This is a genomic window from Pseudomonas sp. Irchel 3E19 (assembly GCF_900187585.1).
Lineage (GTDB): Bacteria > Pseudomonadota > Gammaproteobacteria > Pseudomonadales > Pseudomonadaceae > Aquipseudomonas > Aquipseudomonas baetica.
Genome location: NZ_FYDT01000013.1, coordinates 69,157 through 95,093, shown reverse-complemented (window position 1 = coordinate 95,093; position 25,937 = coordinate 69,157). Strand labels below are relative to the sequence as shown.

Annotated in this window: 27 protein-coding genes; 11 read left to right on the top strand and 16 right to left on the bottom strand. The window is 59.1% G+C overall.

All coding sequences use genetic code 11. The features are described from left to right. The first annotated feature begins 40 nt into the window (after window positions 1-40). Complete coding sequence (locus CKW18_RS11070; protein WP_095188829.1) at window positions 41-2,887, top strand: valine--tRNA ligase; 2,847 nt, start codon at window positions 41-43, stop codon at window positions 2,885-2,887. 59 nt (window positions 2,888-2,946) lie between these two features. Here CKW18_RS11070 and CKW18_RS11065 read toward each other — a convergent pair whose 3' ends face one another. Then, the gene (locus CKW18_RS11065) at window positions 2,947-3,354 is read right to left on the bottom strand and encodes a hypothetical protein (protein ID WP_095188828.1); all 408 of its coding nucleotides are present in this window, start codon (window positions 3,352-3,354) and stop codon (window positions 2,947-2,949) included. 217 nt (window positions 3,355-3,571) lie between these two features. On the opposite strand from CKW18_RS11065, the gene rlmF reads away from it, so the two are divergent. Continuing rightward, on the top strand, window positions 3,572-4,591 hold the full coding sequence (rlmF, locus tag CKW18_RS11060) for a 23S rRNA (adenine(1618)-N(6))-methyltransferase RlmF (protein ID WP_095188827.1): 1,020 nt from the start codon (window positions 3,572-3,574) through the stop codon (window positions 4,589-4,591). A gap of 203 nt (window positions 4,592-4,794) precedes the next feature. Here rlmF and CKW18_RS11055 read toward each other — a convergent pair whose 3' ends face one another. After that, a complete protein-coding gene (locus CKW18_RS11055; protein WP_003221909.1) occupies window positions 4,795-5,076 on the bottom strand; it encodes an HU family DNA-binding protein in 282 nt (93 codons plus the stop codon). A 395-nt stretch (window positions 5,077-5,471) separates the two neighbouring features. On the opposite strand from CKW18_RS11055, the gene yejK reads away from it, so the two are divergent. Together yejK and CKW18_RS11045 are read left to right on the top strand one after the other, a co-directional pair. Beyond that, window positions 5,472-6,476 (top strand): nucleoid-associated protein YejK, encoded by a 1,005-nt coding sequence (gene yejK / locus CKW18_RS11050; protein ID WP_095188826.1) that lies wholly within the window; start codon window positions 5,472-5,474, stop codon window positions 6,474-6,476. After that, window positions 6,476-6,826 (top strand): glutaredoxin family protein, encoded by a 351-nt coding sequence (locus CKW18_RS11045; protein WP_095188825.1) that lies wholly within the window; start codon window positions 6,476-6,478, stop codon window positions 6,824-6,826. The genes yejK and CKW18_RS11045 overlap by 1 nt, the downstream gene beginning before the upstream one ends. Window positions 6,827-6,928: 102 nt before the next feature. Here CKW18_RS11045 and CKW18_RS11040 read toward each other — a convergent pair whose 3' ends face one another. The 5 genes from CKW18_RS11040 to CKW18_RS11020 all read right to left on the bottom strand — a co-directional run bounded on the left by CKW18_RS11040 (window position 6,929) and on the right by CKW18_RS11020 (window position 10,925). Further along, window positions 6,929-7,864 (bottom strand): glutathione S-transferase family protein, encoded by a 936-nt coding sequence (locus tag CKW18_RS11040; RefSeq protein ID WP_095188824.1) that lies wholly within the window; start codon window positions 7,862-7,864, stop codon window positions 6,929-6,931. A gap of 84 nt (window positions 7,865-7,948) precedes the next feature. Continuing rightward, entirely contained in the window at window positions 7,949-8,251 is a 303-nt protein-coding gene (locus CKW18_RS11035) for a GIY-YIG nuclease family protein (RefSeq protein ID WP_095188823.1), read from the bottom strand. A gap of 39 nt (window positions 8,252-8,290) precedes the next feature. Beyond that, window positions 8,291-8,761, bottom strand: coding sequence for a nuclear transport factor 2 family protein (locus tag CKW18_RS11030; RefSeq protein WP_095188822.1), 471 nt, complete (start codon window positions 8,759-8,761; stop codon window positions 8,291-8,293). Between the two features lie 210 nt (window positions 8,762-8,971). Then, window positions 8,972-10,276, bottom strand: coding sequence for a CynX/NimT family MFS transporter (locus CKW18_RS11025; protein WP_095188821.1), 1,305 nt, complete (start codon window positions 10,274-10,276; stop codon window positions 8,972-8,974). Then, the gene (locus tag CKW18_RS11020) at window positions 10,266-10,925 is read right to left on the bottom strand and encodes a FadR/GntR family transcriptional regulator (protein ID WP_095188820.1); all 660 of its coding nucleotides are present in this window, start codon (window positions 10,923-10,925) and stop codon (window positions 10,266-10,268) included. Before CKW18_RS11020 ends, CKW18_RS11025 begins: the two co-directional genes overlap by 11 nt. A gap of 166 nt (window positions 10,926-11,091) precedes the next feature. Between CKW18_RS11020 and CKW18_RS11015 the strand changes: the two genes are divergently transcribed. Together CKW18_RS11015 and CKW18_RS11010 are read left to right on the top strand one after the other, a co-directional pair. Further along, window positions 11,092-11,403, top strand: a complete 312-nt coding sequence (locus tag CKW18_RS11015) for a type II toxin-antitoxin system MqsR family toxin (RefSeq protein WP_095188819.1) — start codon at window positions 11,092-11,094, stop codon at window positions 11,401-11,403. Then, window positions 11,400-11,888 carry a type II TA system antitoxin MqsA family protein gene (locus CKW18_RS11010; protein ID WP_095188818.1) on the top strand — a complete coding sequence of 163 codons (489 nt, stop codon included), beginning with the start codon at window positions 11,400-11,402 and terminating at the stop codon, window positions 11,886-11,888. Before CKW18_RS11015 ends, CKW18_RS11010 begins: the two co-directional genes overlap by 4 nt. A 52-nt stretch (window positions 11,889-11,940) precedes the next feature. On the opposite strand, the gene CKW18_RS11005 is transcribed toward CKW18_RS11010, so the two are convergent. The 4 genes from CKW18_RS11005 to CKW18_RS10990 form a co-directional block, all read right to left on the bottom strand. After that, on the bottom strand, window positions 11,941-12,705 hold the full coding sequence (locus CKW18_RS11005; RefSeq protein ID WP_008080191.1) for an amino acid ABC transporter ATP-binding protein: 765 nt from the start codon (window positions 12,703-12,705) through the stop codon (window positions 11,941-11,943). 13 nt (window positions 12,706-12,718) lie between these two features. Next, window positions 12,719-13,816, bottom strand: coding sequence for an amino acid ABC transporter permease (locus CKW18_RS11000; RefSeq protein ID WP_047299835.1), 1,098 nt, complete (start codon window positions 13,814-13,816; stop codon window positions 12,719-12,721). A 10-nt stretch (window positions 13,817-13,826) separates the two neighbouring features. Next, window positions 13,827-15,008 (bottom strand): amino acid ABC transporter permease, encoded by a 1,182-nt coding sequence (locus CKW18_RS10995; protein WP_095188817.1) that lies wholly within the window; start codon window positions 15,006-15,008, stop codon window positions 13,827-13,829. Window positions 15,009-15,074: 66 nt separating this feature from the next. Further along, window positions 15,075-16,106 carry an amino acid ABC transporter substrate-binding protein gene (locus CKW18_RS10990; RefSeq protein ID WP_042557768.1) on the bottom strand — a complete coding sequence of 344 codons (1,032 nt, stop codon included), beginning with the start codon at window positions 16,104-16,106 and terminating at the stop codon, window positions 15,075-15,077. A 467-nt stretch (window positions 16,107-16,573) separates the two neighbouring features. Here CKW18_RS10990 and CKW18_RS10985 point away from each other — a divergent pair, with 467 nt between their 5' ends. From CKW18_RS10985 to CKW18_RS10965, 5 genes are all read left to right on the top strand, one after another. Beyond that, a complete protein-coding gene (locus CKW18_RS10985) occupies window positions 16,574-17,230 on the top strand; it encodes an alpha/beta hydrolase (protein ID WP_095188816.1) in 657 nt (218 codons plus the stop codon). Window positions 17,231-17,327: 97 nt separating this feature from the next. After that, entirely contained in the window at window positions 17,328-18,818 is a 1,491-nt protein-coding gene (rhlB, locus tag CKW18_RS10980; RefSeq protein WP_095188815.1) for an ATP-dependent RNA helicase RhlB, read from the top strand. Between the two features lie 136 nt (window positions 18,819-18,954). Then, a complete protein-coding gene (locus CKW18_RS10975) occupies window positions 18,955-19,899 on the top strand; it encodes an ornithine cyclodeaminase family protein (protein WP_095188814.1) in 945 nt (314 codons plus the stop codon). Between the two features lie 151 nt (window positions 19,900-20,050). Beyond that, window positions 20,051-21,178: an FAD-binding oxidoreductase gene (locus CKW18_RS10970; protein WP_095188813.1), complete on the top strand. Its 1,128-nt coding sequence runs from the start codon at window positions 20,051-20,053 to the stop codon at window positions 21,176-21,178. A 93-nt stretch (window positions 21,179-21,271) separates the two neighbouring features. After that, window positions 21,272-21,898 carry a transcriptional regulator gene (locus CKW18_RS10965; protein WP_095188812.1) on the top strand — a complete coding sequence of 209 codons (627 nt, stop codon included), beginning with the start codon at window positions 21,272-21,274 and terminating at the stop codon, window positions 21,896-21,898. Between the two features lie 124 nt (window positions 21,899-22,022). Here CKW18_RS10965 and CKW18_RS10960 read toward each other — a convergent pair whose 3' ends face one another. The 5 genes from CKW18_RS10960 to CKW18_RS10940 form a co-directional block, all read right to left on the bottom strand. Next, a complete protein-coding gene (locus CKW18_RS10960; RefSeq protein WP_095188811.1) occupies window positions 22,023-22,799 on the bottom strand; it encodes an ABC transporter substrate-binding protein in 777 nt (258 codons plus the stop codon). A 250-nt stretch (window positions 22,800-23,049) separates the two neighbouring features. After that, a complete protein-coding gene (moaE, locus tag CKW18_RS10955; RefSeq protein ID WP_016771590.1) occupies window positions 23,050-23,502 on the bottom strand; it encodes a molybdopterin synthase catalytic subunit MoaE in 453 nt (150 codons plus the stop codon). 3 nt (window positions 23,503-23,505) lie between these two features. Continuing rightward, window positions 23,506-23,748, bottom strand: coding sequence for a molybdopterin converting factor subunit 1 (gene moaD / locus CKW18_RS10950; protein ID WP_095188810.1), 243 nt, complete (start codon window positions 23,746-23,748; stop codon window positions 23,506-23,508). Next, on the bottom strand, window positions 23,745-24,218 hold the full coding sequence (gene moaC, locus CKW18_RS10945; RefSeq protein ID WP_064118405.1) for a cyclic pyranopterin monophosphate synthase MoaC: 474 nt from the start codon (window positions 24,216-24,218) through the stop codon (window positions 23,745-23,747). Before moaC ends, moaD begins: the two co-directional genes overlap by 4 nt. A 238-nt stretch (window positions 24,219-24,456) precedes the next feature. After that, window positions 24,457-25,851, bottom strand: coding sequence for a PhoH family protein (locus CKW18_RS10940; RefSeq protein ID WP_095188809.1), 1,395 nt, complete (start codon window positions 25,849-25,851; stop codon window positions 24,457-24,459). Window positions 25,852-25,937 lie beyond the last annotated feature (86 nt).

Here is a 25,937-nt window from a genome sequence, read left to right as displayed (position 1 = left end):
CGGCTTTTCCTGAATAAATGCCAATAGGGTCCCGCCGCGCATGGATAAGACCTACCAGCCGCACGCCATTGAAACTTCCTGGTACAACACCTGGGAGTCCGAGAACTATTTCGCACCGCAAGGCGCGGGCGATTCCTACACCATCATGATCCCGCCGCCGAACGTCACCGGCAGCCTGCACATGGGTCACGGTTTCAACAACGCGATCATGGACGCCCTGATCCGTTTCCGCCGCATGCAGGGTCGCAATACCCTGTGGCAGCCGGGCACCGACCACGCCGGTATCGCCACACAGATGCTGGTGGAGCGCCAACTCGAAGCCCAAGGCCAGAACCGCCACGATCTGGGCCGCGAGAAATTCCTCGAGAAAGTCTGGGAGTGGAAGGATCAGTCCGGCGGCAACATCAGCCGTCAGATCCGCCGCCTCGGCTCGTCCGTGGACTGGAGCCGCGAGCGCTTCACCATGGACGACGGCCTCTCGGAAGCCGTTAAAGAAGCCTTCGTGCGCCTGCACGAAGACGGCCTGATCTACCGCGGCAAGCGTCTGGTCAACTGGGACACCAAGCTGCACACGGCGATTTCCGACCTCGAAGTGGAAAACCACGACGAGAAGGGTTTCCTGTGGAACCTCAAGTACCCGCTGGCTGACGGCGCAAAAACCGCTGAAGGCAACGATTTCCTGATCGTCGCGACCACCCGTCCGGAAACCATGCTCGGCGACTCCGCCGTCGCGGTTAACCCGAACGATGAGCGCTACAAAGCCTTGATCGGCAAGTTTGTCGAGCTGCCACTGGTTGGCCGCCGCATCCCGATCATCGCCGACGATTACTGCGATCCAGAATTCGGCACCGGTTGCGTGAAAATCACCCCGGCCCACGATTTCAACGACTACGAAGTCGGCAAGCGCCACAACCTGCCGCTGCTGAACATCTTCGACAAGAACGCCAACGTGCTGCCGGCAGCGCAGGTGTTCAACCTCGACGGTACGCTGAATGACAGCATTGACGGCAAGATCCCGGCTGAATACGCCGGCCTTGAGCGTTTCGAAGCGCGCAAGCAAATCGTCGCTGCGTTCGACGCCGCCGGCCTGCTGGTCAGCGTCGACGACCACGGCCTGAAAGTGCCGAAAGGCGACCGCTCCGGCACCATTATCGAGCCGTGGCTGACCGACCAGTGGTACGTGTCGACCAAGCCTTTGGCCGAGCCTGCGATTGCTGCTGTCGAAGACGGCCGCATCCAGTTCGTGCCGAAACAATACGAAAACATGTACTTCTCGTGGATGCGCGACATCCAGGACTGGTGCATCAGCCGTCAGTTGTGGTGGGGCCACCGGATTCCGGCCTGGTACGACGAGTCTGGCAAGGTCTACGTCGGTCGCGACGAAGCCGAAGTACGCGCCAAGCACAACCTCGGCCCGGACGTTGCACTGCAACAGGATAACGACGTACTCGACACTTGGTTCAGTTCGGGTCTGTGGACGTTCTCCACCCTCGGCTGGCCGGAAAAAACCGAGTTCCTGAAAAAATTCCACTCCACCGACGTGCTGGTCACCGGTTTCGACATCATTTTCTTCTGGGTCGCCCGGATGATCATGCTGACGATGCACTTGATCAAGAACGAGGACGGTACCCCACAGGTTCCGTTCAAGACTGTGTATGTGCACGGTCTGGTGCGTGATGGCCAGGGCCAGAAGATGTCCAAGTCCAAGGGCAACGTCCTTGACCCGCTGGACATCATCGATGGCATCGAGCTGGAAGAACTGGTGCAAAAGCGCACCTCCGGCATGATGCAGCCAAAACTGGCGAAGAAGATCGAGAAGCAGACCCGCGACGAGTTCGCCGACGGCATCGCCAGCTACGGCACCGACGCCCTGCGCTTCACCTTCTGCTCGCTGGCGTCCACCGGTCGCGACATCAAGTTCGACATGGGCCGCGTCGAAGGCTATCGCAACTTCTGCAACAAGATCTGGAACGCTGCGCGTTATGTTCTGGACAAGGGCGAAGACTGCGGCCAGAACGGCGAAGCCTACGAGCTGTCGCTGGCGGATCGCTGGATCATCTCGCAACTGCAACGCACCGAAGCCGAAGTGACCCGTCAACTCGATCAGTTCCGTTTCGACCTCGCCGCGCAAGCGCTGTACGAGTTCATCTGGAACCAGTACTGCGACTGGTACCTGGAACTGTCCAAGCCTGTGCTGTGGGACGAAAACGCTCCGGTCGAGCGTCAGCGCGGCACTCGCCGTACGCTGGTGCGCGTACTGGAAGTGGCGTTGCGTCTGGCACATCCCTTCATGCCGTTCATCACTGAAGAAATCTGGCAGCGCATCGCGCCGCTGGCCGGCATTCAGGGCAAGACGATCATGCTGCAACCTTGGCCAGTGGCCAATGAAGAGCGCATCGATCCGGCAGCCGAAGACGACATCGAATGGCTCAAAGCGCTGATGCTCGGCACGCGTAACATCCGTGGCGAAATGAACATCGGCCCGGGCAAGCCACTGCCGATCTACCTGAAGAACGTCAGCGTTGAAGACCAGCGTCGCCTGACCGAGAACGAAGCGCTGCTGAAGAAGCTCGCGCGTCTGGAATCGATCACCGTTCTGGCCGCTGGCGAAGAAGCACCGCTGTCCGCTACCGCTCTGGTTGGCGAGATGGAAGTGTTGGTGCCCATGGCCGGCCTGATTGATAAGGGTGCCGAACTGGCGCGCCTGGACAAGGAAATCCTGCGTCTGCAGGGTGAAGTCCAGCGTGTTGGCGGCAAACTGTCCAACGCCGGTTTCGTTGACAAGGCCCCAGCCGAAGTCATCGAGAAAGAACGCGCCAAACTGGCCGAGGCTGAACAAGCCTTGGGCAAACTGGCCGAGCAGCACGCGCGGATTTCCAGCCTGTAACGGTAAACCGCAATGAAAAAGGGAGGCCCGCAATGGCCTCCCTTTTTTGTATCTGCTATTTACTCAGGGCATGTCCCACCCTCTGGGTTCATCACGTCGACTTTTACTAATGCTATTTGCGACACCCCAATAATATTTCCACCACGTATCACTGAATACCGGGCATCTAACGATCCGCTCCCAATGGGTTTGATCTTCGTTGCGTAGGGTTCGACATTGAGATCCACGAACTCTCCCACAATGGAATCGATCATGTGGACAACCTTAAAATCGGTCCCCGGGACAGGCTGCAATCCGTTGGTGGTCGAGTAACCCTGCGTCACCAACTCGATGACGTCCCCAATCATAATGGACTTTTGAATCTCAATACGAACAGGAACACCCGTGACAGGACTGGGCTCACTGAAACATGAGATGTATCCAAACCGGTTCGCGCTTGGAAAGGTGGCATCACTCAATGCAATCATTAACATCACTCCTTGAAAGTGTCCTGGATTCGACAAAATCCCAGATCGAGTAAAACCAAATTTTCGAGCGCCGCCAACTGTTACTTATGACAGGTCACAGAGACTATTTTGGAATAAAAAGTTTGCTTTACCCCCGCCATTCACTCGTTTGGTCGCGCATGGTTTAGATGTGGGACAATACCCGCCACTTTCAGCCATACCCGAATCGACCACGCCCATGAACGCCCCCCGTACACCCAAACCTGCGCGCAAGAAGCCTGACTCCGCGACCCCGGCCAAGACCGTCGAGCCGCGTGAAAAGGCCAGCCTGCACCCACGCAATCGCCATCAGGGTCGTTACGACTTCCCGGCGCTGATCAAAACCACGCCGGAACTGGCGAAGTTCGTGATCATCAACCCGTACGGCAAGGAAAGCATCGACTTCGCCAGCCCCGACGCGGTACGCGTGTTCAACCGGGCGCTGCTCAGGTCGTTCTATGGCATTCAGCATTGGGACATCCCGGCGGACTACCTCTGCCCACCAGTGCCGGGCCGTGCCGATTACGTGCACTTCCTCGCTGACCTGCTGGCCAGCATGAACGACGGCAAGGTTCCGCGTGGCGCGATCGTCAACGTGCTGGACATCGGTATGGGTGCCAACTGCGTTTATCCGCTGATCGGCAACAGCGAATACCGCTGGCACTTCCTCGGCTCGGAAATCGACCCGACGGCCGTTGCAGCGGCCAAGGCGATTGTCCAGTCGAACGACCTGAGCAAGGTCATCCAGCTGCGCCAACAGGAGAATCGCAAGCACATCCTGATCGGTTTGCTGGAACCGGGCGAACGCTTTGACCTGACCATGTGCAATCCGCCGTTCCACGCTTCAATGGATGAAGCGACCAAGGGCAGTGAGCGCAAGTGGCGGGCACTGGGTAAAGCCGACCCGAAACGCAAACTGCCGGTGCTGAACTTCGGTGGCCAGTCGGCCGAGTTGTGGTGTGAAGGTGGCGAAGCACGTTTCGTGGCGCAACTGATCGCCGAGAGCGCGAACTTCCAACACAAAGTGCTGTGGTTCAGCACACTGGTGTCGAAAGCTTCCAATCTGCCGGCCATCGAAACCGCGCTGAAGAAGGCTGGCGTGCTGGAAAGCCAAGTGGTGGAAATGTCCCAAGGGCAGAAACAGAGCCGCTTCGTCGCCTGGACCTTCCAGACCAAGTCTGAACAGCAGATCTGGCGCCGCGAGCGCTGGACGCGCTAAACATCGCATAGACCGACGCAGGTCAATTGTGGGAGCGAGCCTGCTCGCGAAGGCGGAGTGTCAGTTAACTTAAATATCGACTGACACAGCGCTTTCGCGAGCAGGCTCGCTCCCACATTGGATGGCGTGGCATCGCCAAATCGCAGACACAAAAAAACCGTGCCCGGATCGCTCCGGAGCACGGTTTTTTTTATCGCTGCGTCTTACTTGTTCACAGCGTCGGTCAGGCCTTTGGCCACAACCAGCTTGATCACTTTCTTTGCAGGGATTTCGATGGCAGCGCCAGTCGAAGGGTTACGGCCAGTGCGGGCAGGACGCTCGGTCACTTTCAGCTTGCCGATACCTGGCAAGGTGATTTCGCCGCCGTTTTCCAGCTGATCGGCAACGATTTGGCCCAGTTGGTCCAGAGCGTTACGCGCGGTGGTTTTCGGCGCGTCGATAGCTTCAGCGATGTCGGCGATCAGTTGGTCTTTAGTAAGAGCCATGTAGTGTTCCTTCCCTATCAAATTCATATGGATTGCAGAGTGCAGTGTCAGCCATCGAGCCCGATCTTCTGGATCTGGCACCCTCGGCGATAACCACGACGAGTCGGGTTATAGATACCGAAATCAGGGTTTGGTTCGACCTGACAAATGCTGATTGCACGCTTAACGCAGTGACTTCGCGTAAGACCGGGCAAAACTAGCACAGAGACGGGGAAATATCCGCCTCTAGCTACCCATTTGGTCAGCTTTATTGCTCTAAACCGGTAAAAAACCGCATAAGGACGAGTACCTGCCCCGGATTTGCCCTCCACCCCGCGCCAAAACCAGTGGTTGCGGTACACTGGGCGCTTTTTCGGGGGAGCCTGCCCTCCTCCCTTCCAACAGCCGAGAAGCCCATGCCGATCCGTCATTGCATCGTCCACCTGATCGACAAAAAACCCGACGGCACGCCCGCAGTTCTGCACGCTCGTGATTCCGAACTGGCGGAGTCCGCGGCCATCGAGAACATGCTTGCCGACCTCAACGAGAGCTACAACGCCAAACAGGGCAAAGCCTGGGGTCTGTTCCATCCGGAATCCGGCGCGTTCCCGTTCAGCGGCTGGCTGAAGGAGTACATGGAAGGCGGCAAGGACTTCACCGCGTTCAGCAAAGTGGCGGTCGAGCACCTGCAGAAGCTGATGGAAGAGTCGAACCTGTCGGTAGGCGGCCACGTGTTGTTCGCCCACTACCAGCAAGGCATGACCGATTACCTGGCGATCGCCCTGCTGCACCACAGCGAAGGCGTGGCGGTAACCGATTCGCTGGATGTGACGCCGTCGCGCCACCTGGACCTCGGCCAATTGCACCTGGCAGCGCGAATCAACGTTTCCGAGTGGCAGAACAACAAGCAGTCCAAGCAGTACATCTCGTTCATCAAGGGCAAGAACGGCAAAAAGGTGTCGGAATACTTCCGCGACTTCATCGGCTGCCAGGAAGGCGTCGACGGCCCGGGCGAGACCCGCACCCTGCTCAAGGCCTTCAGTGACTTCGTTGAAAGCGAAGACCTGCCGGAAGAGTCGGCCCGCGAGAAAACCAAAACCCTGGTGGATTACGCCAGCAGCCAGGCCAAACTTGGCGAACCGATGGGCCTGGAAGAACTGTCGGAGTTGATCGACGAGGAACGCCCGAAAGCCTTTTACGATCACATCCGCAACAAGGACTACGGCCTGTCGCCGGAGATTCCGGCGGATAAACGCACCCTCAATCAGTTCCGCCGCTTCACCGGTCGCGCCGAAGGCCTGTCGATCAGCTTTGAAGCGCACCTGCTGGGCTCGAAGATCGAGTACGACGAAGAGGCCGGCACCTTGGTGATCAAGGGCTTGCCGACGTCGCTTACCGACCAGCTGAAGCGCCGCAACTGATGCTCGGCAACGTGCTGAAGAAGGTCGCGCTGGTTCTGCTGGTGGTGGTGGTCTATCAGAACTGGGGCAAGATCGAGCGGGTGTTCAATCCGGCGCAGATGGTTTCCGAGCAGACCCGCGCTCAGGCCAGTGTCGTGCTGTACGCCACTGACTGGTGCGGCTACTGCAAGCAGACCAAGCGCTTTCTCGACAGCAAGGGCATTCCTTTCAAGGAATTCGATATCGAGAAGGATGCCGAAGCGCGCAAGGCCTACGAGGCGCTCGGCGGACGCGGGATTCCGCTGATTGATGTCAACGGTACGTTGATTCGCGGGTTTGACCCGGACGAGATCCTCGCTGCCCTGAGATAACCAATGTAGGAGTGAGCCTGCTCGAGAAGACGGCTGATCATTCAACACTGTTGTTGTCTGACACAGCGCTTTCGCGAGCAGGCTCGCTCCCACAATGGATCTTTAGCGGGCTTCGATGCGGAAGCCGAAGCGCGGGAAGTGCACATGCACCACACCGCCACGCTCGTCATCGCGACGTATGATCAACTCTTCACTGCCAGCAAACAGCAACTCACCCACCACCGGATCAACCCCGTAATCCGTCGCAGCAATCGCCACTTGTTGCCCAGCCTTGAAGCCATTCGGATCTACGAACTGCTCGTCCGGCAATGCCGCCGGTGTTGCATTGCGCGCAACCTCCAGCGCCTCCTCGGAGGTCATTTCGCTTGCCGCGCCATGGCCGAACCCCAGCACTCGGCCCAACCACGCGGAGACAGCCGGATACTCATCCACCAGCGGCGCGGTGACGTGCGTGGCCTTGAGGAACCACAGCGGGTGCGCCAGCGCAAAGTCGGCAATCGATGGCTCACCGAACAGGAAGTCGCCCTGCTCGCGCTGGAGCTGCTGCTCCAGACGCGCCATGATCGTCGGCCACTGGTGCTTGGCCTGCTCGGCAGATAAACGCGTGGCGCTGCCACCGCTGAACAGCCCGGCACGGTCGGCCAGAAACGCCTTGATCGCCTCCGGCGGCAACTTGCCGAAACGCACCGCTACCGATTCCGGCTGGAACACCAGACTGACGGCATGTTGGAACACCACCGAGTCAGCCCACGCGGCGAAACTGGCGGCGATCATTTCCTGTCCTTCAGGGAAGAACGACGGCTGGGCTTTTTCCTGCTCCAGTCGGCGGGCGATCAAGGACGTGTCGCAATAGATGTCGGCGCCGATCTGCAGCACCGGCGTCTTGCGGTAGCCGCCAGTCAGAGCGGTCAGATCCGGTTTCGGCATCACCGGCGAGATATGCACCGAGCGCCAGGACAAGCCTTTGAAACCCATCAGCAGGCGGGCCTTTTCCGCGAATGGGGACGTCGGGTAGTGGTGCAGAATCAACTCGGACATGCTCGGCTCCGCCGCTCAGATAGTGAGCCGGCAGCTTAGCGCGCATTTGCTTAGCAGCCTACAGATCTGCCTGATGGGAACCCATCAGGCAGATTGATAAGACGCCACCAGGCATTCCTTGGCGCTCTTGCGCAGTTTTTTGATCAACCGTTCCTGGCGCAACGCATCGCTTTTGTCGCGACAAAGCTCGGTGTAGACCAACGCCATGGCCGGGCTGGAGAGGAAGAACCGTGCGCCCTTGCCGCTTTGATGCTTGGCGAAACGGCGGACGGGATCGTCGCTGATCCCGCAATACAACGAACCATTGGCCGCGCGCACGAGGTAGACGAACCAGGACTTGCTCACAGGCTCGACAACTTCGACAGATTTTTCGCTAAGGCTGGTCACTTTGGGATCAAGGTGTGTAGGAAACAGGCCGCGATCTTATCAGCGACCGGCCTGAAATGCCTTCAGTCCCTTCAGCGCCTGAGCACAAACAGCGTTGCGCACCAAAGGCGTCCACCCGAGTAACACGCCTTTGAACCCCAGAGCATGACGCGACCAGCGCCACAGATCGAAGTGATCGTGGTGCTCGCAAATCTTGCCGTCACGAAACACGAAGCGCGCCTGGATATCGTTGATCACGATTTTGCCGGTCTGGCTGAACAGATAAGTCGCTACCCAATGCGCGCCGCCGCTGCGCTCGTCGGCGCGGACATTGTCGAAGGTCAGCGAGAAGTCCCTGGCCCGGGTGGTGAGCATGCGCCACATGTCGCCGGCATCGCGCCCGCGCAGCTCGCCGAAGGCCGGGTCGCTGAACACCACGTCGTCGGTGTAGCACGTGGCCATGGCCTCGGCGTCCAGGCTCTGGAACGCTTCGTAGAAGCGGGTGATCAACGCGGCGTGGGCTTCACTCATGGGCAAACTCCAAGGAATGGACAGATTGCCAGCACGATAATCTGCACAGCGCGCAAACACTACCGGCATTCGCAAACCGAATACCCGCAGTACACAAATCCAGTGTGGGAGCGGGCTTGCTCGCGAATGCAATGGGTCAGCCAACATTGAGGGTGACTGATACACCGCATTCGCGAGCAAGCCCGCTCCCACCTTTTGAAATCAGTGGATTCAGATTTTTTCGCTTTGCACTTGCACGAACAGTGCACGCCCGGCACCCAGGCCGGCGAGGATCGCGCCACAGCCAATGATGCCGAAAATCCAGCCCACCGCATTCCAGCCGCCCGTCCAGTCATGCACCACGCCGACTGCGAACGGCCCCATCGAAGCCAGCGTGTAACCGAAGCCTTGAGCCATGCTCGACAAGTTTGCTGCGACATGGGCGTCACGCGAGCGCAGTACGATCAACGTCAGCGCCAGACTGAATGCACCGCCCTGCCCCAGACCCAGCAGAATCGCCCAGCCCCACAGGCCTTCGATCGGCGCATACAGGCAACCGAACAGACCGCCGAGGGTCAGCGCCATCACGACCACGATTGCCAGACGCTGATCCTTGCCGCGGGTCGCCAGCCACGGAGCGGCCAGCGAACTGGCGAGCTGGATGATCACTGAGCCGGAGAGCACCAGACCGGCCTGTGTCGGCGTCAGGCCACGGCCAATGAGGATCGATGGCAGCCAGCCGAACACGATATAGGCCAACGACGACTGCAAACCCATGTACAAGGTCACCTGCCACGCCAGCGGATCACGCAACAGACCGCGCACGCGGTAAGCAACGTTGTGCGCACCGTGCTTTTGCCCGACTTGCGGCAGCCAGAACACTGCGGCCAACAGCGCCGGGATTACCCAGAAGCCCAGGCCCAGCGCCCAGCTGTTGTCGAAGTGTTCGCTCAACGGCACGGTCGAACCCGCCGCCATTGCCGCGCCCAGGCACAGGGCCATGGTGTAGACGCCGGTCATGGTGCCGGCGTGTTTGGCGAAATCGCGCTTGACGATGCCCGGCAGCAGCACGCCGATAATGCCGATGCTCGCGCCGCCCAGCACGCTGCCGGCGAACAGACCTATCTCACCGAAGTTGCTGCGCAGGATGATCCCGCCGGCCAGTGTCAGCAGGATGCCAAGCACCACCCGTTCGGCGCCGAAGCGCCGCGCCAGAATCGGCGCCAGCGGTGCGAACAAACCCAGGCACAGCACTGGCAGAGTGGTCAGCAGACCGGCCTGCGCGGCAGACAGGCCAAGGCTTTTCGACACTTCACTGAGCAGCGGCGCCATGCTCGACAGTGCCGGACGCAGGTTCAGCGCCACCAAAATCAATCCCAGCAGCAACAGCCACGGGCGCCGGACCAGCGGGTGACTTTGCTGCACTTGCTCGTCATCCGCCTCGGCATCGATCAGCAGCTCTTCAAGCTCTGCCGTGCGTTTCGGGGTTGTGGATAACTCACTGCGGGACATGGACTTCTCGGTTTCAAGGTTCATTGATCAACTGCCTCGATAAAGCTTTGGCCCGCTCCGGGTCACGTTGTTCGACGGCATCAAGCAACTCGATGTGCAAGTCGAACACTTCCTGGCGGCGCGGGACGATGTTCAGCGTCTGACGCAATTGCGCGCCGACGATGCTGGAGAAATAGCGATACAGCTCGCTGAGGGTCGGGTTATGCGCGGCGTCGACCAGTCGGCGGTGGAACACCAGATCGCAGGCGATGTAGGTGTCGAGGTCGCCGTGGTAGTGGCTGCCGCTGGTGCCGAGTGCTTCACGCAAGGCGACCAGATCCTCATCCGTGCGGCGCAACGCCGCCAGGCCAATGGCCTCGACTTCAAGGATATGCCGGGTCTCGCGCGCCTGTTCCAGCGAGCAACGGGACAACGCCTTGAGCGTGTCCAGCGGATCAACCACCGCGCGCAGATAACTGCCGTCGCCCTGACGGATCTCGATCAACCCGGAAAACGCCAATACGCGCATGGCTTCGCGCACGGTGTTACGGCTGATGCCCAGCTCGGCGCCCAGCTCGGGTTCGGTCGGCAATCGCTCGCCGACCTGCCAGGTGCCGCTGTTGATGCGCTGACGCAATTGATCCAAGGCCTGATCGACCAAGGACCGCTTAACAAGAGGAGAAATGTCTGACATAGGATTCGCCCTTTCATCCAATCATAGGATGAATTTTCCGACATGGTAGTCAGACCCGTGTAGGACGGCAACCACCTAGGGTGAATGGGAGGGAAATGGAGCGGAATTTTCGATTAGTCAAAATTACCCTTTAAGGGTAATTTCAGGGACAGGGTTTTGGTTTCTTATGGAGAAGAACACGCCCCATTACGACTTGGCGGTGATCAAGGCTGAGGTCCGGCGGCTTGGAAAAAAAGCCTTTACCAAGACCTCGGCAGATTCAGGCGAGTATCTCGGCTTTAGCATCAGCGAGATGCAAGAGATCGTTTTCGAATTGCAGAACAGGATGTTGTACAAATCGATGACCAGCTACGACGATCATCGGGTCTGGCAAGACGTGTATCACACCCATTCACAAGATCTGGAGATTTACATCAAGGTGACCTACCGCCCCGGTGGCGGCCCACCGGTAATCTCCTTCAAGGAGAAAAACCCATGAAAACCCAGCAATGTGTCAGCTGCGGTGCACGTGAGGGAATGAGACATTTTGCAGGGCGCGGCGAAACCCTGAGTGTCAAAGGCATGGAGCGCCGTGTAGATGATCTTTCTGGTTGGGAATGCCAGCAGTGCGGAGAGGTTGAGTGGGATCACGATACCGATAGCGCGGAACGTTATTGTGATGCAGGGGATGAGCTGGTTTTCGCTGCCAGGCAAATGATCGGCGCCGAGATGAAGCGTATTCGGCGCAAATTGCACCTTACGCAAAAAGAGACGGTGCAACTGCTGTCCGGTGGAGGGCATAACGCGTTCTCACGCTACGAACGCGGCGAAATACTACCGCCCAAGGCGTTGATGCTGCTGATGCGACTATTGGATCGTTACCCGTACTTGCTGACCGATGCGAAAATTCTCGGTGAAGGTGCAGACTTGAGAGGCTTCAAGCACACCATCCACAAAGAACACGAAACCCTCACCGTATCCTGACCCCAAAAAAACAAACCCGGCACAAGGCCGGGTTCGTTTTACTCACAAACCATCAATGCAAAATCTGACTCAAGAACAACTTCGTCCGCTCATTCTGCGGATTGTCGAAGAAGTCATTCGGCGCCGCCTGCTCAACGATCTCCCCCTTGTCCATGAAGATCACGCGATTGGCCACGGTGCGGGCGAAGCCCATTTCGTGGGTCACGCAGAGCATGGTCATGCCGTCTTCGGCCAGGCCGATCATGGTGTCCAGAACCTCTTTCACCATCTCAGGGTCGAGTGCCGAGGTTGGTTCGTCGAACAGCATGATTTTCGGTTTCATGCACAGTGCGCGGGCGATCGCCACACGCTGCTGCTGGCCGCCGGACAGTTGCCCCGGGAATTTATGCGCCTGCTCCGGAATGCGTACGCGCTCCAGGTAATGCATGGCGATTTCCTCGGCCTTGCGCTTGGGCATCTTGCGCACCCACATCGGCGCCAGGGTGCAGTTCTGCAAAATGGTCAGGTGCGGGAACAGGTTGAAGTGCTGGAACACCATGCCTACTTCACGACGGATCGCTTCGATCTGTTTGAGGTCATTGGTCAGTTCCACGCCATCCACAACGATGCGGCCCTGCTGGTGTTCTTCCAGACGATTGAGGCAACGGATGGTGGTCGACTTGCCGGAACCCGACGGGCCGCACAGGACGATACGCTCGCCCTGTTTTACGTTGAGGTTGATGTCTTTCAGCACGTGGAACTGGCCGTACCACTTGTTGACGCCCTGCATCTGAATGATGCCTTCAGGACCCACAGGCTTTTTGATTGCTTCGCTCATTTACAGAGAACTCCTAACGCTTGTGGCCAGTGTCGAGCTTGCGTTCCAGATGCATGGAATAGCGCGACATACCAAAACAGAAAATCCAGAACACCAGGGCGGCGAACACGTAGCCTTCGGTGGCCATGCCCAGCCATTTCGGATCGGCAGCGGCTTGCTTGACGCTGTTGAGCAGGTCAAAGAGGCCGATGATGATCACCAGACTGGTGTCCTTGAACAGCGCAATGAAGGTGTTGACGATGCCGGGGATCACCATCTTCAGGGCTTGCGGCAGAATCACCAGGCCCATCGAACGCCAATAACCGAGGCCCATCGCGGCAGCGGCTTCGTACTGTCCTTTGGGAATCGCTTGCAGACCGCCACGCACCACTTCGGCGACGTAGGCCGACTGGAACAGGATCACGCCGATCAGCGCCCGCAGCAGCTTGTCGAAGTTCATGCCTTCGGGCAGGAACAGCGGCAGCATCACCGAGGACATGAACAGCACCGTGATCAACGGCACGCCACGCCAGAACTCGATGAAGGTCACGCAGACCACACGAATCGCTGGCATGTTCGAACGTCGACCCAGCGCCAGCACGATGCCAAGCGGCAAGGCGCCAGCGATACCGACGGTGGCGATCACCAGAGTCAGCATCAAGCCGCCCCATTGGCTGGTCGCGACGGTTTGCAGGCCGAATACGCCGCCGTGCAGCAGGCACCAGGCGACAATCGGATAGATCACCAGAAAGCTCAACCCGTACACCGCTTTACGCGGGAAGCGCGAGATGAACAGTGGCGCCACGCCGATCACTGCCAGCCACACGGTCAGGTCCACGCGCCAGCGCAGGCCGGTCGGGTAGTAGCCATACATGAACTGACCGAAGCGTTGCTGGATGAACACCCAGCAGGCGCCCTCCTTGGTGCAATCGGCCTGGGTGGTGCCGACCCAGTTGGCGTCGAGGATCGCCCACCCCAGAATCGGCGGAACGATCAGGTAGATCAGGTAGAACGCGAACAGCGTCAGCAGGGTGTTGAGCCAGCTGGAGAACATGTTCGCGCGCATCCATGCCACTACGCCGATGCTACTGCTCGGTGGGGGCATGTCGGGTTTGAAAGTATGAGTACTCATGCGCTTTTCCTTACCGCTCGATCAGCGCAATGCGCTTGTTGTACCAGTTCATCAGCAGGGAAATGCTGATACTGATCGCCAGGTACACGCTCATGGTGATCGCAATCACTTCGATCGCCTGACCGGTCTGGTTGAGCACGGTGCCGGCGAACAGCGAAACCATTTCCGGATAACCGATACCGGCGGCCAGCGAGGAGTTCTTCGCCAGGTTCAGGTATTGGCTGGTCAGCGGCGGGATGATCACCCGCAGCGCCTGGGGAATGATCACCTTGCGCAGGGTCGGGCCTTCACGCAAACCGAGCGAACGGGCCGCTTCGGTCTGGCCGTGGCTGACCGACTTGATCCCCGAACGCACGATCTCGGCGATGAACGCCGCGGTGTAAACGGTCAAGGCCAGGGTCAAGGCGAGCAGTTCCGGAATGAGCACCCAGCCGCCAACGAAGTTGAAGCCTTTGAGTTCAGGCATTTCCCAGTGCAGCGGAGCGCCGAAGATCAGCGCGCACAAACTCGGGATCACCAGCAGAATCGCCAGACCTACCCAGAACTTGTGGAACGGCTCACCGGTCGCTTCAAAGCGTTTGTTGGCCCAGCGGCACATCAGCACGATGCCGACGATGGCCACCACTACGCTGATCACGAACGCCCAGAAACCATCAGCTGCCAGCGCGGCCGGCATGTTCAGGCCACGGCTGCTGACAAAGAAAGTGTCGCCGAAGTTGTGGCTGTTGCGCGGTCCCGGCATGGTCAGGAACACCGCGAAGTACCAGAACAGGATTTGCAGCAGGGGCGGAATGTTGCGGAAGACTTCCACATACACGGTCGCCAGCTTGCTGATGATCCAGTTCGGCGATAGACGCGCGACACCAATGATGAAGCCCAGCAGAGTCGCCAGGATCACGCCGATGATGGTCACCAGCAATGTATTAAGCAGACCGATCACAAACACGCGGGCATAGCTGTCCGCTTCGGTGTAGTCGATCAGGGTTTGAGCGATGCCGAACCCGGCACTGCGCTCCAGAAAGCTGAAGCCGGAGGTGATGCCCCGGTGTTCAAGGTTGGTTTGTGTGTTATCGAACAGGAACCAGCCCAGGGAGACGACTGCCACGATAGTGACGATCTGAAATACCCAGGCGCGCACTCGTGGATCGCTGAGGCTAAACCTCTGCTTTGGTGCGCCGATTGAATTTTGCATGAAGTGCCCCGGAAAAAATGGAACAAGAACATCACCCGGCGGTTGGCCCGCCGGGCGATAGAACCATTAGCGCACTGGTGGTGCGTACTGAATGCCGCCGTTGTTCCACAGGGCGTTCAGGCCACGGTCGATTTCCAGCGGAGTGTTCTTGCCGAGGTTTTTCTCGAACACTTCACCGTAGTTGCCGACCTGCTTGACGATCTGCACGACCCAGTCCTTCGGCAGTTTCAGGTCTTTGCCGTATTCACCGTCAGCACCGAGCATACGAGCGACGTCCGGATTCTTGGTCGACTTGGCTTCAGCTTCGACATTCTTCGAAGTGATGCCGGCCTCTTCAGCGTTGAGCATGGCGTAGCCAGTCCAGCGCACTACAGCCAGCCACTCGTCGTCGCCGTTACGCACGACCGGACCCAGTGGTTCCTTGGAAATGGTTTCCGGCAGAACCACGTAGTCTTTCGGCGAAGCCAGTTTGCTGCGCTGGGCGAACAGCTGGGATTTGTCGGAAGTCAGCACGTCGCAACGACCGGATTCCAGCGACTTGGCGCTTTCATCGGAGGTGTCGAAAGTGATTGGGGTGTATTTCAGACCGTTGCCGCGGAAGTAGTCGGAAACGTTGAGCTCGGTGGTAGTACCGGCCTGGATGCAGATGGTTGCGCCGTCCAGCTCTTTGGCACTCTTCACGCCCAGCTTGTTGTTTACCAGGAAGCCGATGCCGTCATAGTAGGTAATGAAGCCCGGGAATTTCAGGCCCATGCCCGCATCACGGGAGCTGGTCATGGTGGTGTTGCGCGACAGGATGTCGATCTCGCCGGACTGCAGCGCGGTGAAGCGCTCCTTGGCGTTCAACTGACTGAATTTGACCTTGGTTGCGTCGCCGAATACGGCAGCAGCTACTGCGCGGCAGAAATCAGCGTCGATGCCGAGGATCTTGCCGGTAGCGTCCGGAACCGAGAAGCCCGGCAGACCGTCGCTCACGCCACACTGCACGAAACCTTTCTTCTGCACGGCATCCAGGGTTGCACCCGCCTGAGCGAACCCGCTGACGCCGAGTACTGCTGCTGCAGTCACGATCGCCAGAGTGGATTTCAACATCTTCATTCAAACCTCCAGTTTTGCTCTTGTTGTGTCGGAGCTTGAGTCCAGTCGCACCCTTTTGAGGCGGTGTTGACCCTAGTTGGCTTTTTATTGGGTCAACCGACGTAAAGACCTTCGCTATGAGTGTTTCAGGAGAAAATCCACATCATGGACAACTCACTTCTCACCAATTGGCCGAACGGGCTGTAGCCCTTTCATATTCGCTAAGCCCATGGCGGCCATTGGCGAACATCCATTACCGGATTCTTTGCATCCCATCGTCAGGCGTTCACTGATAGTGTTACCGCCAGGCGCGAGATCGATTGCACGACTACCTCATAGCAAAGCCCGTACCACACAGGGCACTGATGCGATTGAGCGACAGGTCAATAGCAAAACTTGTAGCCTTGCGACATCTTCTTAACGGATCAACCGGGCGCGCACGCAAATCACGCACTCATTGAGAGCGCCCGCACATAATTGGAGCAGCCATGACTGAGCCCTTGATTCTTCAGCCTGTTAAGCCCGCAGACGCTTGCGTGATCTGGCTGCACGGCCTCGGCGCCGACCGCTACGACTTCCTGCCAGTGGCCGAAGCCTTGCAGGAAAACCTGCTGTCGACGCGCTTCGTGCTGCCTCAGGCACCGACACGTCCGGTCACCATTAATGGCGGATATGCCATGCCGAGCTGGTACGACATCAAAGCCATGAGCCCGGCGCGAGCGATCGACCGGGATGAACTGGAAGTGTCCGCCGGGCACGTCATCGAATTGATCGAGAACCAGCGCGCCAGCGGAATAGACGCCTCGCGGATTTTCCTCGCCGGTTTTTCCCAGGGTGGCGCCGTGGTCTTGCACACCGCTTTTCTGAAATGGCAGGGGCCGTTGGGTGGCGTCCTGGCATTGTCGACGTATGCGCCGACGTTCAGCGATGAACTGGAGTTATCCGCCAGCCAGCAGCGCATTCCGGTGCTGTCGCTGCACGGTCAGTTCGATAACGTCGTGCAGAACTCGATGGGCCGCAGCGCCTACGAGTACTTAAAGAAGCATGGTGTCACCGTGACATGGCAGGAATACCCAATGGAGCACGAAGTGTTACCCGAAGAAATTCGCGACATCGGCGTGTGGTTGAGCGAGCGATTGCGCTGATTCATCAGTCACAAACCGCCCTTTGATCCCTCCCACTACGCCGCGCCCGATTCTTGCATTACACTGGCCGGCGTACATTCCTTAACCAATTGATGAGATGACCGTGCTCAAAGCACTCAAGAAGATGTTCGGTAAAAGCGAGGCTGAGCAGCTCGCGCCAGTTCCCAGTGCGCCGTCGCACGCCCCCGGTCATCGCAGCGATGCCCGCCAGGCCGACCGCCCCGCTACCGTAGCGGCACCGAAACAAGACTCACAACCGGCCGCCGTCGCCACTTCAGTAGCAGCGCCTGTTGCAGACAGCGTCAGCAGCGAAGCGCCGAAACCGGCCAGACCGCGGCGCGAACCGAAGCCCAAGGCTGCGGTTATCCCGTGGAAACTCGAAGACTTCGTCGTCGAGCCGCAGGAAGGCAAAACCCGCTTTCACGATTTCAAACTGTCCCCGGAACTGATGCACGCCATCCAGGACCTGGGCTTCCCGTATTGCACGCCGATCCAGGCGCAGGTGCTGGGCTTCACCCTCGCCGGCAAAGACGCCATCGGCCGCGCGCAGACCGGTACCGGCAAGACCGCCGCGTTCCTGATCTCGATCATCACCCAACTGCTGCAAACGCCGCCGCCGAAAGAACGCTACATGGGCGAACCCCGTGCACTGATCATCGCGCCGACCCGTGAGCTGGTGGTGCAGATTGCAAAAGACGCCGCTGACCTGACCAAGTACACCGGCCTCAATGTGATGACGTTTGTCGGCGGCATGGACTTCGACAAGCAGCTCAAGCACCTCGAAGCGCGCCATTGCGACATTCTTGTGGCAACGCCGGGCCGTCTGCTCGACTTCAACCAGCGCGGCGACGTGCACCTGGACATGGTCGAAGTGATGGTGCTGGACGAAGCCGACCGTATGCTCGACATGGGTTTCATCCCGCAGGTTCGGCAGATCATTCGCCAGACCCCGCCGAAAAGCGAACGTCAGACGCTGCTGTTCTCCGCGACTTTCACCGAAGACGTGATGAATCTCGCCAAGCAGTGGACCACCGACCCGTCGATCGTCGAGATCGAATCGCAAAACGTGGCCAACGAAAACGTCGAGCAGCACATCTATGCCGTGGCCGGTGCCGACAAGTACAAACTGCTCTTCAACCTGGTCAACGATAACGGCTGGGAACGGGTGATCGTGTTTGCCAACCGCAAGGACGAGGTACGCCGCATCGAAGAACGCCTGGTGCGTGACGGCATCAACGCTGCGCAACTGTCCGGCGACGTGCCGCAGCACAAACGCATCAAAACCCTGGAAGGCTTTCGCGAAGGCAAGATTCGCGTATTGGTCGCCACCGATGTCGCCGGTCGCGGCATCCACATCGACGGCATCAGCCACGTGATCAACTTCACCTTGCCGGAAGTCCCGGACGACTACGTGCACCGTATCGGCCGTACCGGTCGCGCTGGCGCCGACGGTGTGTCGATCAGCTTCGCCGGCGAGGACGACTCCTACCAGTTGCCGTCCATCGAAGAGAAGCTCGGTCGCAAGATCAGCTGTGAAACGCCGCCAACGCATCTGCTGCGGGCGGTTGAGCGTAAGCGTGCGCAGTAAGCGACGCGAATAAAGAGAAGCGCAGCCGGCAACGGACTGCGCTTTTTTTTCGCCCGGCATTTCATCAGGTCTTGCGAGAGAAAACTAAAAGTCCATAATGGACAAATTAGTTTATATGCACAGTCCGGAGTCCGCCATGTCCAGTACGCCCTACGTGATCGACCAAGCCAAAGCCCATGAACTGCTGGCACGCATCGACGTGCCGCAGATTCTGCGCAAGCTGTTTAGCGATCTCGCCGCCGGTCACGCCGTGCAGCCGGCGCAGCAACTGGTGGAGTTCCCGCAGAGCGCCGGTGACTTCATCAATTACTTGGGTGTGTTGGCCGAAGATGGCGTGTATGGGGTGAAGACTTCGCCGTACATCGTTCGCGAGCAGGGCCCGTTGGTCACCGCGTGGACGTTGCTGATGTCGATGCAGACCGGCCAGCCGCTGCTGCTCTGCGATGCAAGCGAACTGACTACGGCGCGCACGGCAGCGACCACGGCGGTGGCCGTCGACGCCCTCGCCCCGCTGGATACGCGGCGGCTGGCGATTATCGGCAGCGGCAAAGTTGCGCAGGCGCATCTGCATTACGTGAAGTCGCTGCGCGATTGGCAAAGCATCAGAGTGTATTCGCCGAGCCTGCAGGAGGATCCTGAAACTCAGGCGCGGCTCAAAGCCCTTGCTCCCGAACTGACGATTGCCACAAGCCGTGAAGCCGCCCTCGTGGAGGCCGACGTGATCATGCTCTGCACCTCCTCCGCAGTCCCGGTGCTCGACCCGGCAACATTGAGTAAACCCGCGCTGATCACCTCGATCAGCACCAACGCCCCTCGCGCCCATGAAGTACCGCCGCAGAGCTTGGGCGACATGCAGGTGTTCTGCGACTACCGTCTGACCACGCCGGGGTCGGCGGGCGAGATGCTGATTGCCGTTGAACAGCATGGCTGGAGCAAGGATTCGATTGTGGGTGACCTCGCCGATCTGCTCAGCGAAAAAGTGCAACGGCCCGGCTACGACCGTCACGTGTTTTTCCGCTCAATCGGCCTGGGTCTGGAAGACATCGCCCTGGCCAATGCGGTTTATCACTTAAGTAACTGACACCACAAATCCCCTGTGGGAGCGAGCCTGCTCGCGAATGCGGTCTGACCCTCACTGAAAATGTCGACTGATACACCGCCTTCGCGAGCAAGCCCGCTCCCACAGGGAGATCAGCGGACGCCTCGATAATGCATACACACTGGAGAACTTCATGAGCCAGGCAGATTTCATCATCATCGGCGGCGGGATCGCCGGCGCTTCCACCGGTTTCTGGCTGTCGCCGCACGCCAAAGTGATTGTGCTCGAACGTGAATCGCACCCGGCCTATCACTCCACCGGACGCTCCGCCGCACTGTTCACCGCCGCTTACGGCACACCGCAAGTGCGCGCGCTGACCCAGGCTAGTCGGGAGTTCTTCGACAATCCACCGCCCGACTTCTGCGAACACCCTTTGCTGACCCCGCGCGGTGAAATGACCGTGGACTTCACTGGCGACGCCGCCGAACTGAATAACCAGTACCTCAGCGCCAAAGCCACAGTGCCACAGATGCAACTGCTCAGTGCCGATGAAGCCTGCGCGCGGTTGCCGATCCTGCGTCGGGAAAAGGTCCACGGCGCGATTTACGATCCCACCGCCTGCGACATCGACACCGACGCCCTGCATCAGGGTTACCTGCGCGGCATTCGCCGCAATAAAGGCGAAGTGCATACCGATTGCCACGTGGTAAGCCTTGATCGCGACGCCAACGGTATCTGGCAGGTGCAGACCAATGGCCAGACCTTCAGCGCTCCGGTGATCATCAACGCCGCCGGCGCCTGGGCCGACAAGGTCGGTGAAATGGCCGGCGCCCGATCGCTGGGCCTGCAACCGAAACGCCGTGCCGCGTTCATTTTCGCTGGCCCCGAAGGCGTGGACATTCACCGCTGGCCAATGCTGGTCAGCCTCGACGAATCGTTCTACATGAAGCCCGACGCCGGGATGTTCCTCGGCTCACCGGCCAATGCCGACCCGGTCGAACCCCACGACGTACAACCAGAAGAACTGGACATCGCCATGGGCATCTACCAGATCGAGGAAGCCACGACCCTGACCATCCGCCGTCCGACCCGCACCTGGGCCGGCCTGCGCAGTTTCGTGGCTGATGGCGACTTGCTCAGCGGGTTCGATCCGCAGGTGTCTGGGTTGTTCTGGGTCGCGGCGCAGGGCGGCTACGGCATCCAGACCTCACCGGCGATGGGCCAGGCCAGTGCGGCGCTGGTGCGCGGTCTGCCGCTGCCCGAACCACTGCGCGAGTTCGGCCTGGACAGCAACATGCTCTCCCCTGCCCGCCTCATCTGATCCGTCGTCGGGATGACGCGTCCAACCGATTGCGGCACACTCGCAGCGCCCCCTGTTCACGGGGGCGCTGACGCTGCCTGGAGCTCCACTGTCATGACCGCCCCCGAACTCGACCCGGCACTGGATAACTTCCGTGCCATCGCCGATGCCATCGCCACGCTGTTTTTCCCCCACGCCGAAGTGGTGCTGCATGACTTGCGCACACAGAGGGTCGATTACATCGCCAACAATCTGTCCAAACGCGAAATCGGTGACGAGTCGTCGCTGGAAGACATGCTCAGCGAAGACGTGAGTGAGCGAAACATCGGCCCGTATGAAAAGCTCAACTGGGACGGCCAGAAGATCCGCAGCCTGAGCACCGTGCTGCGCGACCGCGAAGACCTGCCGCTGGCCGTTTTGTGCATCAATCTGAATATTTCGCTGTTCGAGAATGCCAAGGCAGCGCTGGATCTTTTCCTCTCACCGAGCAAACTGATTCCGCAGCCGGACTCGCTGTTTCGCGATGACTGGCAAGAGCGAATCAACACCTTCCTCCATGCCTGGCTACGCGAGCGACAGCTGAGCCTGAATCTGCTGACCCGCGATCACAAAAGGGAACTGGTGCTGGCGCTGCACGCCGAAGGCGCGTTCAAGGGCAAGAGCGCCTCGAACTATGTGGCCAACGTGCTGAACATGGGGCGGGCGACGGTGTACAAGCATTTGAAGGAATTGAAGGGCTGAAGATCTGCAGTGATTGATCTGGCCCCATCGCTGGCAAGCCAGCTCCCACAGGGATTTTGATGTACACAAAATATGTGTACGACTCGATCACTGTGGGAGGGGGCTTGCTCCCGAAGACGGACTATCAGTCGCCGTAGATATCGGACTTGAAGTACTTCTCGGAAATCTTCAGATACTCGCCACTCGCGCGAATCCCGTCGATCGCGGTGTTCAACTCGCTGACCAATTCTGTATTGCCCTTGCGCACCGCAATCCCCGCGCCCTCACCCACGTACTTCGGATCCTTCAACTCAGGCCCGACAAACGCATAGCCCTTGCCACGCGGCATTGTGAGGAAGTCATTCAGCGGAATGGTGTCGGCAAAAATGGCATCAAGCCGCCCGGCTGCCAGGTCCATGTAGATTTCTTCGTTGTTGCTGTAGCGCTTGACGTTGATGCCCTTGGGCTCGAACACCTCAGTGGCATAGCGGTCGGTGGTGGTCGCGCGCTGCACGCCGACGTTCTTGCCCTTGAGGCTGGCGTACTGATCATCGACCGTGGCGCCTTCCTTCATCACCAGCCGCGACGAAGTGAAGTAGTACTTGTGGGTGAAATCCACCGACTTCTTGCGATCTTCGTTGATGGTCATCGACGACAGGGCCATGTCGATTTTCTTCACCTTCAGCGATGGAATCAGACCGTCGAATTCGCCTTCGACCCACACGCATTTGACCTTCATCTGCGCGCACAGGGCGTTGCCGATGTCGTAGTCGAACCCGACGATCTCGCCTTTGTCGGTCTTCGAGGCGAAGGGCGGGTAAGCGGCTTCGATGCCGATGCGCAGGGTTTTCTCAGCGGCGAACACGCTGGCGGAGGCCAACAGGCTGAGGGCCAGACCGGTGATGAGTGGGAGTTTCTTCATGTTCGTTCTCTCGCGGGTTGTTGTTGGTTTGGCAAGAAAGAGCTGAAACGGAGGGAAATGCTTTTTTGTACTTATAAATCCATATTGGACTTATATGTATAGCCAGTCAATCGGGCAAAGAGATAGGTTTTTGGTGTTGCAGATGGCCTCTTCGCGAGCAAGCCCGCTCCCACACGGGATTTGTGAACGACACAGATCCAATGTAGGAGCGGGCTTGCTCGCGAAGGCTGACTAAAGGGCGCTACAGGGCTTACTTTTTCCAGCGATCCGCGGCGGCATGATCACTGTCACGCCCTTCAACCCAACGCGGGCCGTCGCTGGTGTTCTCTTTCTTCCAGAACGGTGCACGGGTTTTCAGGTAATCCATGACAAAGGCGCAGGCATCGAACGCAGCCTGGCGATGGGCGCTGGCGGCACCGACGAAGACAATCGGCTCGCCCGGTTCCAGTGCGCCGATGCGGTGCAGCACTTCCAGCTTCAGTAACGGCCAGCGCTGTTCGGCTTCCACGGCAATTTTGCCAAGGGCTTTTTCGGTCATGCCTGGATAGTGTTCAAGGAACATCCCCGCCACATCCAGCCCATCGTTGAAGTCACGCACGTAGCCGACAAAACTCACCACCGCACCCACGCCAACATTGGCCGCATGCATCGCGTTGACTTCAGCCCCCGGATCGAATGGCGTGGCCTGCACACGAATCGCCATGGCTCAGCCTCCGGTCACGGTGGGGAAAAACGCCACCTCGTCGCCATCGACCAACGGCTCATCAAGCTGGCACAAGTCTTCGTTGCGCGCGCACATCAGGTTCTGCTCGCTCAACACCTCGGCGCCGTCACGTTGCGCGAGCAACGCGCGCACGTCATCGACGGTGGCGAAATCACCTTCAACCTTTACCGAATCCACGCCCAGCGCTTCACGGTAACGGGCGAAAAATTTCACGGTTACGTTCATGGCTGCTCCGCCTGAAAATGCCCGCTCTTGCCACCGACCTTCTCCAGCAGACGCACGCTTTCGATGGTCATGCCGCGATCCACGGCTTTGCACATGTCATAGATGGTCAGCGCGGCGACGCTGGCAGCGGTCAGGGCTTCCATCTCGACCCCGGTCTGCCCGGAGAGCTTGCAACGGGCGACGATGCGTACGGCGTCTTCGCCTTCAGCGCTGAGTTCGACTTTGACGCCGGTGAGCATCAGCGGATGGCACAGGGGAATCAGATCGCTGGTTTTCTTCGCGGCCTGAATGCCGGCAATGCGCGCCACGGCAAACACGTCGCCTTTCGGATGGCCGCCGCTGACGATCATCTGCAGGGTTTCGGGGAGCATGCGCACCAGCGCTTGGGCCGTCGCCTCACGGAACGTCACGGCTTTTTCGGTGACGTCGACCATGTTGGCGCGACCTTGGGAATCGAGATGAGTCAGCACGGGATTACTCCTGATCAGGAGCGTGGATTGTAAACCTGTGGGTCAAATTTCCGCACGCACGAATATCCGAACACTGAAGAACCTTGTGGGAGCGAGCCTGCTCGCGAATGCGATGCATCAGGCAACATCAATGCTGACTGACACACCGCATTCGCGAGCAGGCTCGCTCCCACATTGGCTATTGTGTTCAGGCATAAAAACCGGGCGGCTGTTGGGCCGCCCGGTTCTGTTGGAAGGATTACAGATGCGATTCGGCGTATTCGGCCAGAATCGAGCGAGGCACCCCTTGCAGGGTGATGTGCACACCGTTGGGGAAATCCTTGAAGCGTTCGGTCAGGTAGGTCAGCCCGGAGCTGGTCGCGGACAGGTAAGGGGTGTCGATCTGCGCCAGGTTGCCCAGGCACACCACTTTGGAACCGGCGCCGGCCCGGGTGATGATGGTTTTCATCTGGTGCGGCGTAAGGTTCTGGCATTCGTCGATCAGGATCAGGCTCTGCTGGAAGCTGCGACCGCGAATGTAGTTGAGCGATTTGAACTGCAACGGCACTTTGCTGAGGATGTAGTCAACGCTGCCATGGGTGTTTTCGTCATCCATGTGCAAGGCTTCGAGGTTGTCGGTGATGGCGCCTAGCCAAGGCTCCATTTTTTCCGCTTCGGTGCCCGGCAGGAAGCCGATCTCCTGGTCCAGACCCTGCACGCTGCGGGTGGCGATAATGCGGCGATAACGCTTGCTGACCATGGTCTGCTCGATCGCAGCGGCCAGCGCCAGAATGGTTTTACCGGAACCGGCCGCGCCGGACAGGTTGACCAGATGAATGTCAGGATCCAGCAACGCATACAGCGCCAGGCTCTGATAGATGTCGCGCGGCTTGAGGCCCCACGCTTCCTGATGCAACAGCGGTTCCTGATGCAGGTCGAGGATCAGCAGCTTGTCTTCCTGGATTTCCTTGATCCAGCCGACAAAGCCCTGCTCATCGATAATGAACTCGTTGATATGCACCGCCGGCAGGTTGTCGATCAGCTGCACCTGATGCCAGGTGCGGCCGTGATCCTGGCGGGTTTCGACCTTGCTCACGCGGTCCCAGAAAGAGCCGGTCATGTTGTGATAGCCGTTGGGCAGCAAGGACACGTCGTCGACCAGTTGGTCGGTGCTGTAGTCCTCGGCGGCGATCCCGCAGGCGCGCGCCTTGAGGCGCATGTTGATGTCTTTGGTGACCAGCACCACAGGTTTTTGTGGGTCGCGAGTGTGCAGGTCGATCAACTGGTTGATGATTTTGTTGTCGTTCAGGTGCTCGGGCAGAATCAGGTTCGACTCGGCCTTTTTGCTCATCAGAATTGACAGCAAGCCCTTTGGCCCGCTCTTGCCGCGCTGGATCGGCACACCCAGTTCGACATCCTCGGGGGAGGCGTCACCCAGGGTCTTGTCGATCAGCCGGATCGCCTGACGGCATTCGGCAGCAACGCTGTGATGTCCGCTCTTGAGCTTGTCCAGCTCCTCAAGCACGGTCATCGGGATCGCGACGTGGTGTTCTTCGAAGTTAAGCAGGGCGTTTGGATCGTGAATCAATACGTTGGTATCGAGTACATAAAGGATTGGCTGGTTGGAAGAAGGGCTACGTCCGTGATCATCCATACTCGGTCACCTTTGTGGGAGCCATTCGACGCAATACCTTGACAGTGCTGCGCCTCGAAGTGACTGCCGAATTCACCTGTGAGGGC

Bases quoted from the DNA above. Each gene is read 5' to 3' on its own strand.
- CKW18_RS11055 (WP_003221909.1), bottom strand. From the start codon at position 5,076: ATGGCTCTTACTAAAGACCAACTGATCGCCGACATCGCTGAAGCTATC.
- CKW18_RS11065 (WP_095188828.1), bottom strand. From the start codon at position 3,354: ATGATTGCATTGAGTGATGCCACCTTTCCAAGCGCGAACCGGTTTGGA.
- CKW18_RS10985 (WP_095188816.1), top strand. From the start codon at position 16,574: ATGACTGAGCCCTTGATTCTTCAGCCTGTTAAGCCCGCAGACGCTTGC.
- CKW18_RS10975 (WP_095188814.1), top strand. From the start codon at position 18,955: ATGTCCAGTACGCCCTACGTGATCGACCAAGCCAAAGCCCATGAACTG.
- CKW18_RS11000 (WP_047299835.1), bottom strand. From the start codon at position 13,816: ATGAGTACTCATACTTTCAAACCCGACATGCCCCCACCGAGCAGTAGC.
- rhlB (WP_095188815.1), top strand. From the start codon at position 17,328: ATGACCGTGCTCAAAGCACTCAAGAAGATGTTCGGTAAAAGCGAGGCT.
- moaE (WP_016771590.1), bottom strand. From the start codon at position 23,502: ATGGCGATTCGTGTGCAGGCCACGCCATTCGATCCGGGGGCTGAAGTC.
- rlmF (WP_095188827.1), top strand. From the start codon at position 3,572: ATGAACGCCCCCCGTACACCCAAACCTGCGCGCAAGAAGCCTGACTCC.
- CKW18_RS11030 (WP_095188822.1), bottom strand. From the start codon at position 8,761: ATGAGTGAAGCCCACGCCGCGTTGATCACCCGCTTCTACGAAGCGTTC.
- moaD (WP_095188810.1), bottom strand. From the start codon at position 23,748: ATGAACGTAACCGTGAAATTTTTCGCCCGTTACCGTGAAGCGCTGGGC.
- CKW18_RS10970 (WP_095188813.1), top strand. From the start codon at position 20,051: ATGAGCCAGGCAGATTTCATCATCATCGGCGGCGGGATCGCCGGCGCT.
- CKW18_RS11040 (WP_095188824.1), bottom strand. From the start codon at position 7,864: ATGTCCGAGTTGATTCTGCACCACTACCCGACGTCCCCATTCGCGGAA.
- CKW18_RS11010 (WP_095188818.1), top strand. From the start codon at position 11,400: ATGAAAACCCAGCAATGTGTCAGCTGCGGTGCACGTGAGGGAATGAGA.
- yejK (WP_095188826.1), top strand. From the start codon at position 5,472: ATGCCGATCCGTCATTGCATCGTCCACCTGATCGACAAAAAACCCGAC.
- CKW18_RS11005 (WP_008080191.1), bottom strand. From the start codon at position 12,705: ATGAGCGAAGCAATCAAAAAGCCTGTGGGTCCTGAAGGCATCATTCAG.
- CKW18_RS10940 (WP_095188809.1), bottom strand. From the start codon at position 25,851: ATGGATGATCACGGACGTAGCCCTTCTTCCAACCAGCCAATCCTTTAT.
- CKW18_RS11020 (WP_095188820.1), bottom strand. From the start codon at position 10,925: ATGTCAGACATTTCTCCTCTTGTTAAGCGGTCCTTGGTCGATCAGGCC.
- CKW18_RS11045 (WP_095188825.1), top strand. From the start codon at position 6,476: ATGCTCGGCAACGTGCTGAAGAAGGTCGCGCTGGTTCTGCTGGTGGTG.
- CKW18_RS11015 (WP_095188819.1), top strand. From the start codon at position 11,092: ATGGAGAAGAACACGCCCCATTACGACTTGGCGGTGATCAAGGCTGAG.
- CKW18_RS11070 (WP_095188829.1), top strand. From the start codon at position 41: ATGGATAAGACCTACCAGCCGCACGCCATTGAAACTTCCTGGTACAAC.
- CKW18_RS10960 (WP_095188811.1), bottom strand. From the start codon at position 22,799: ATGAAGAAACTCCCACTCATCACCGGTCTGGCCCTCAGCCTGTTGGCC.
- CKW18_RS10990 (WP_042557768.1), bottom strand. From the start codon at position 16,106: ATGAAGATGTTGAAATCCACTCTGGCGATCGTGACTGCAGCAGCAGTA.
- CKW18_RS10965 (WP_095188812.1), top strand. From the start codon at position 21,272: ATGACCGCCCCCGAACTCGACCCGGCACTGGATAACTTCCGTGCCATC.
- CKW18_RS10995 (WP_095188817.1), bottom strand. From the start codon at position 15,008: ATGCAAAATTCAATCGGCGCACCAAAGCAGAGGTTTAGCCTCAGCGAT.
- CKW18_RS11025 (WP_095188821.1), bottom strand. From the start codon at position 10,276: ATGAACCTTGAAACCGAGAAGTCCATGTCCCGCAGTGAGTTATCCACA.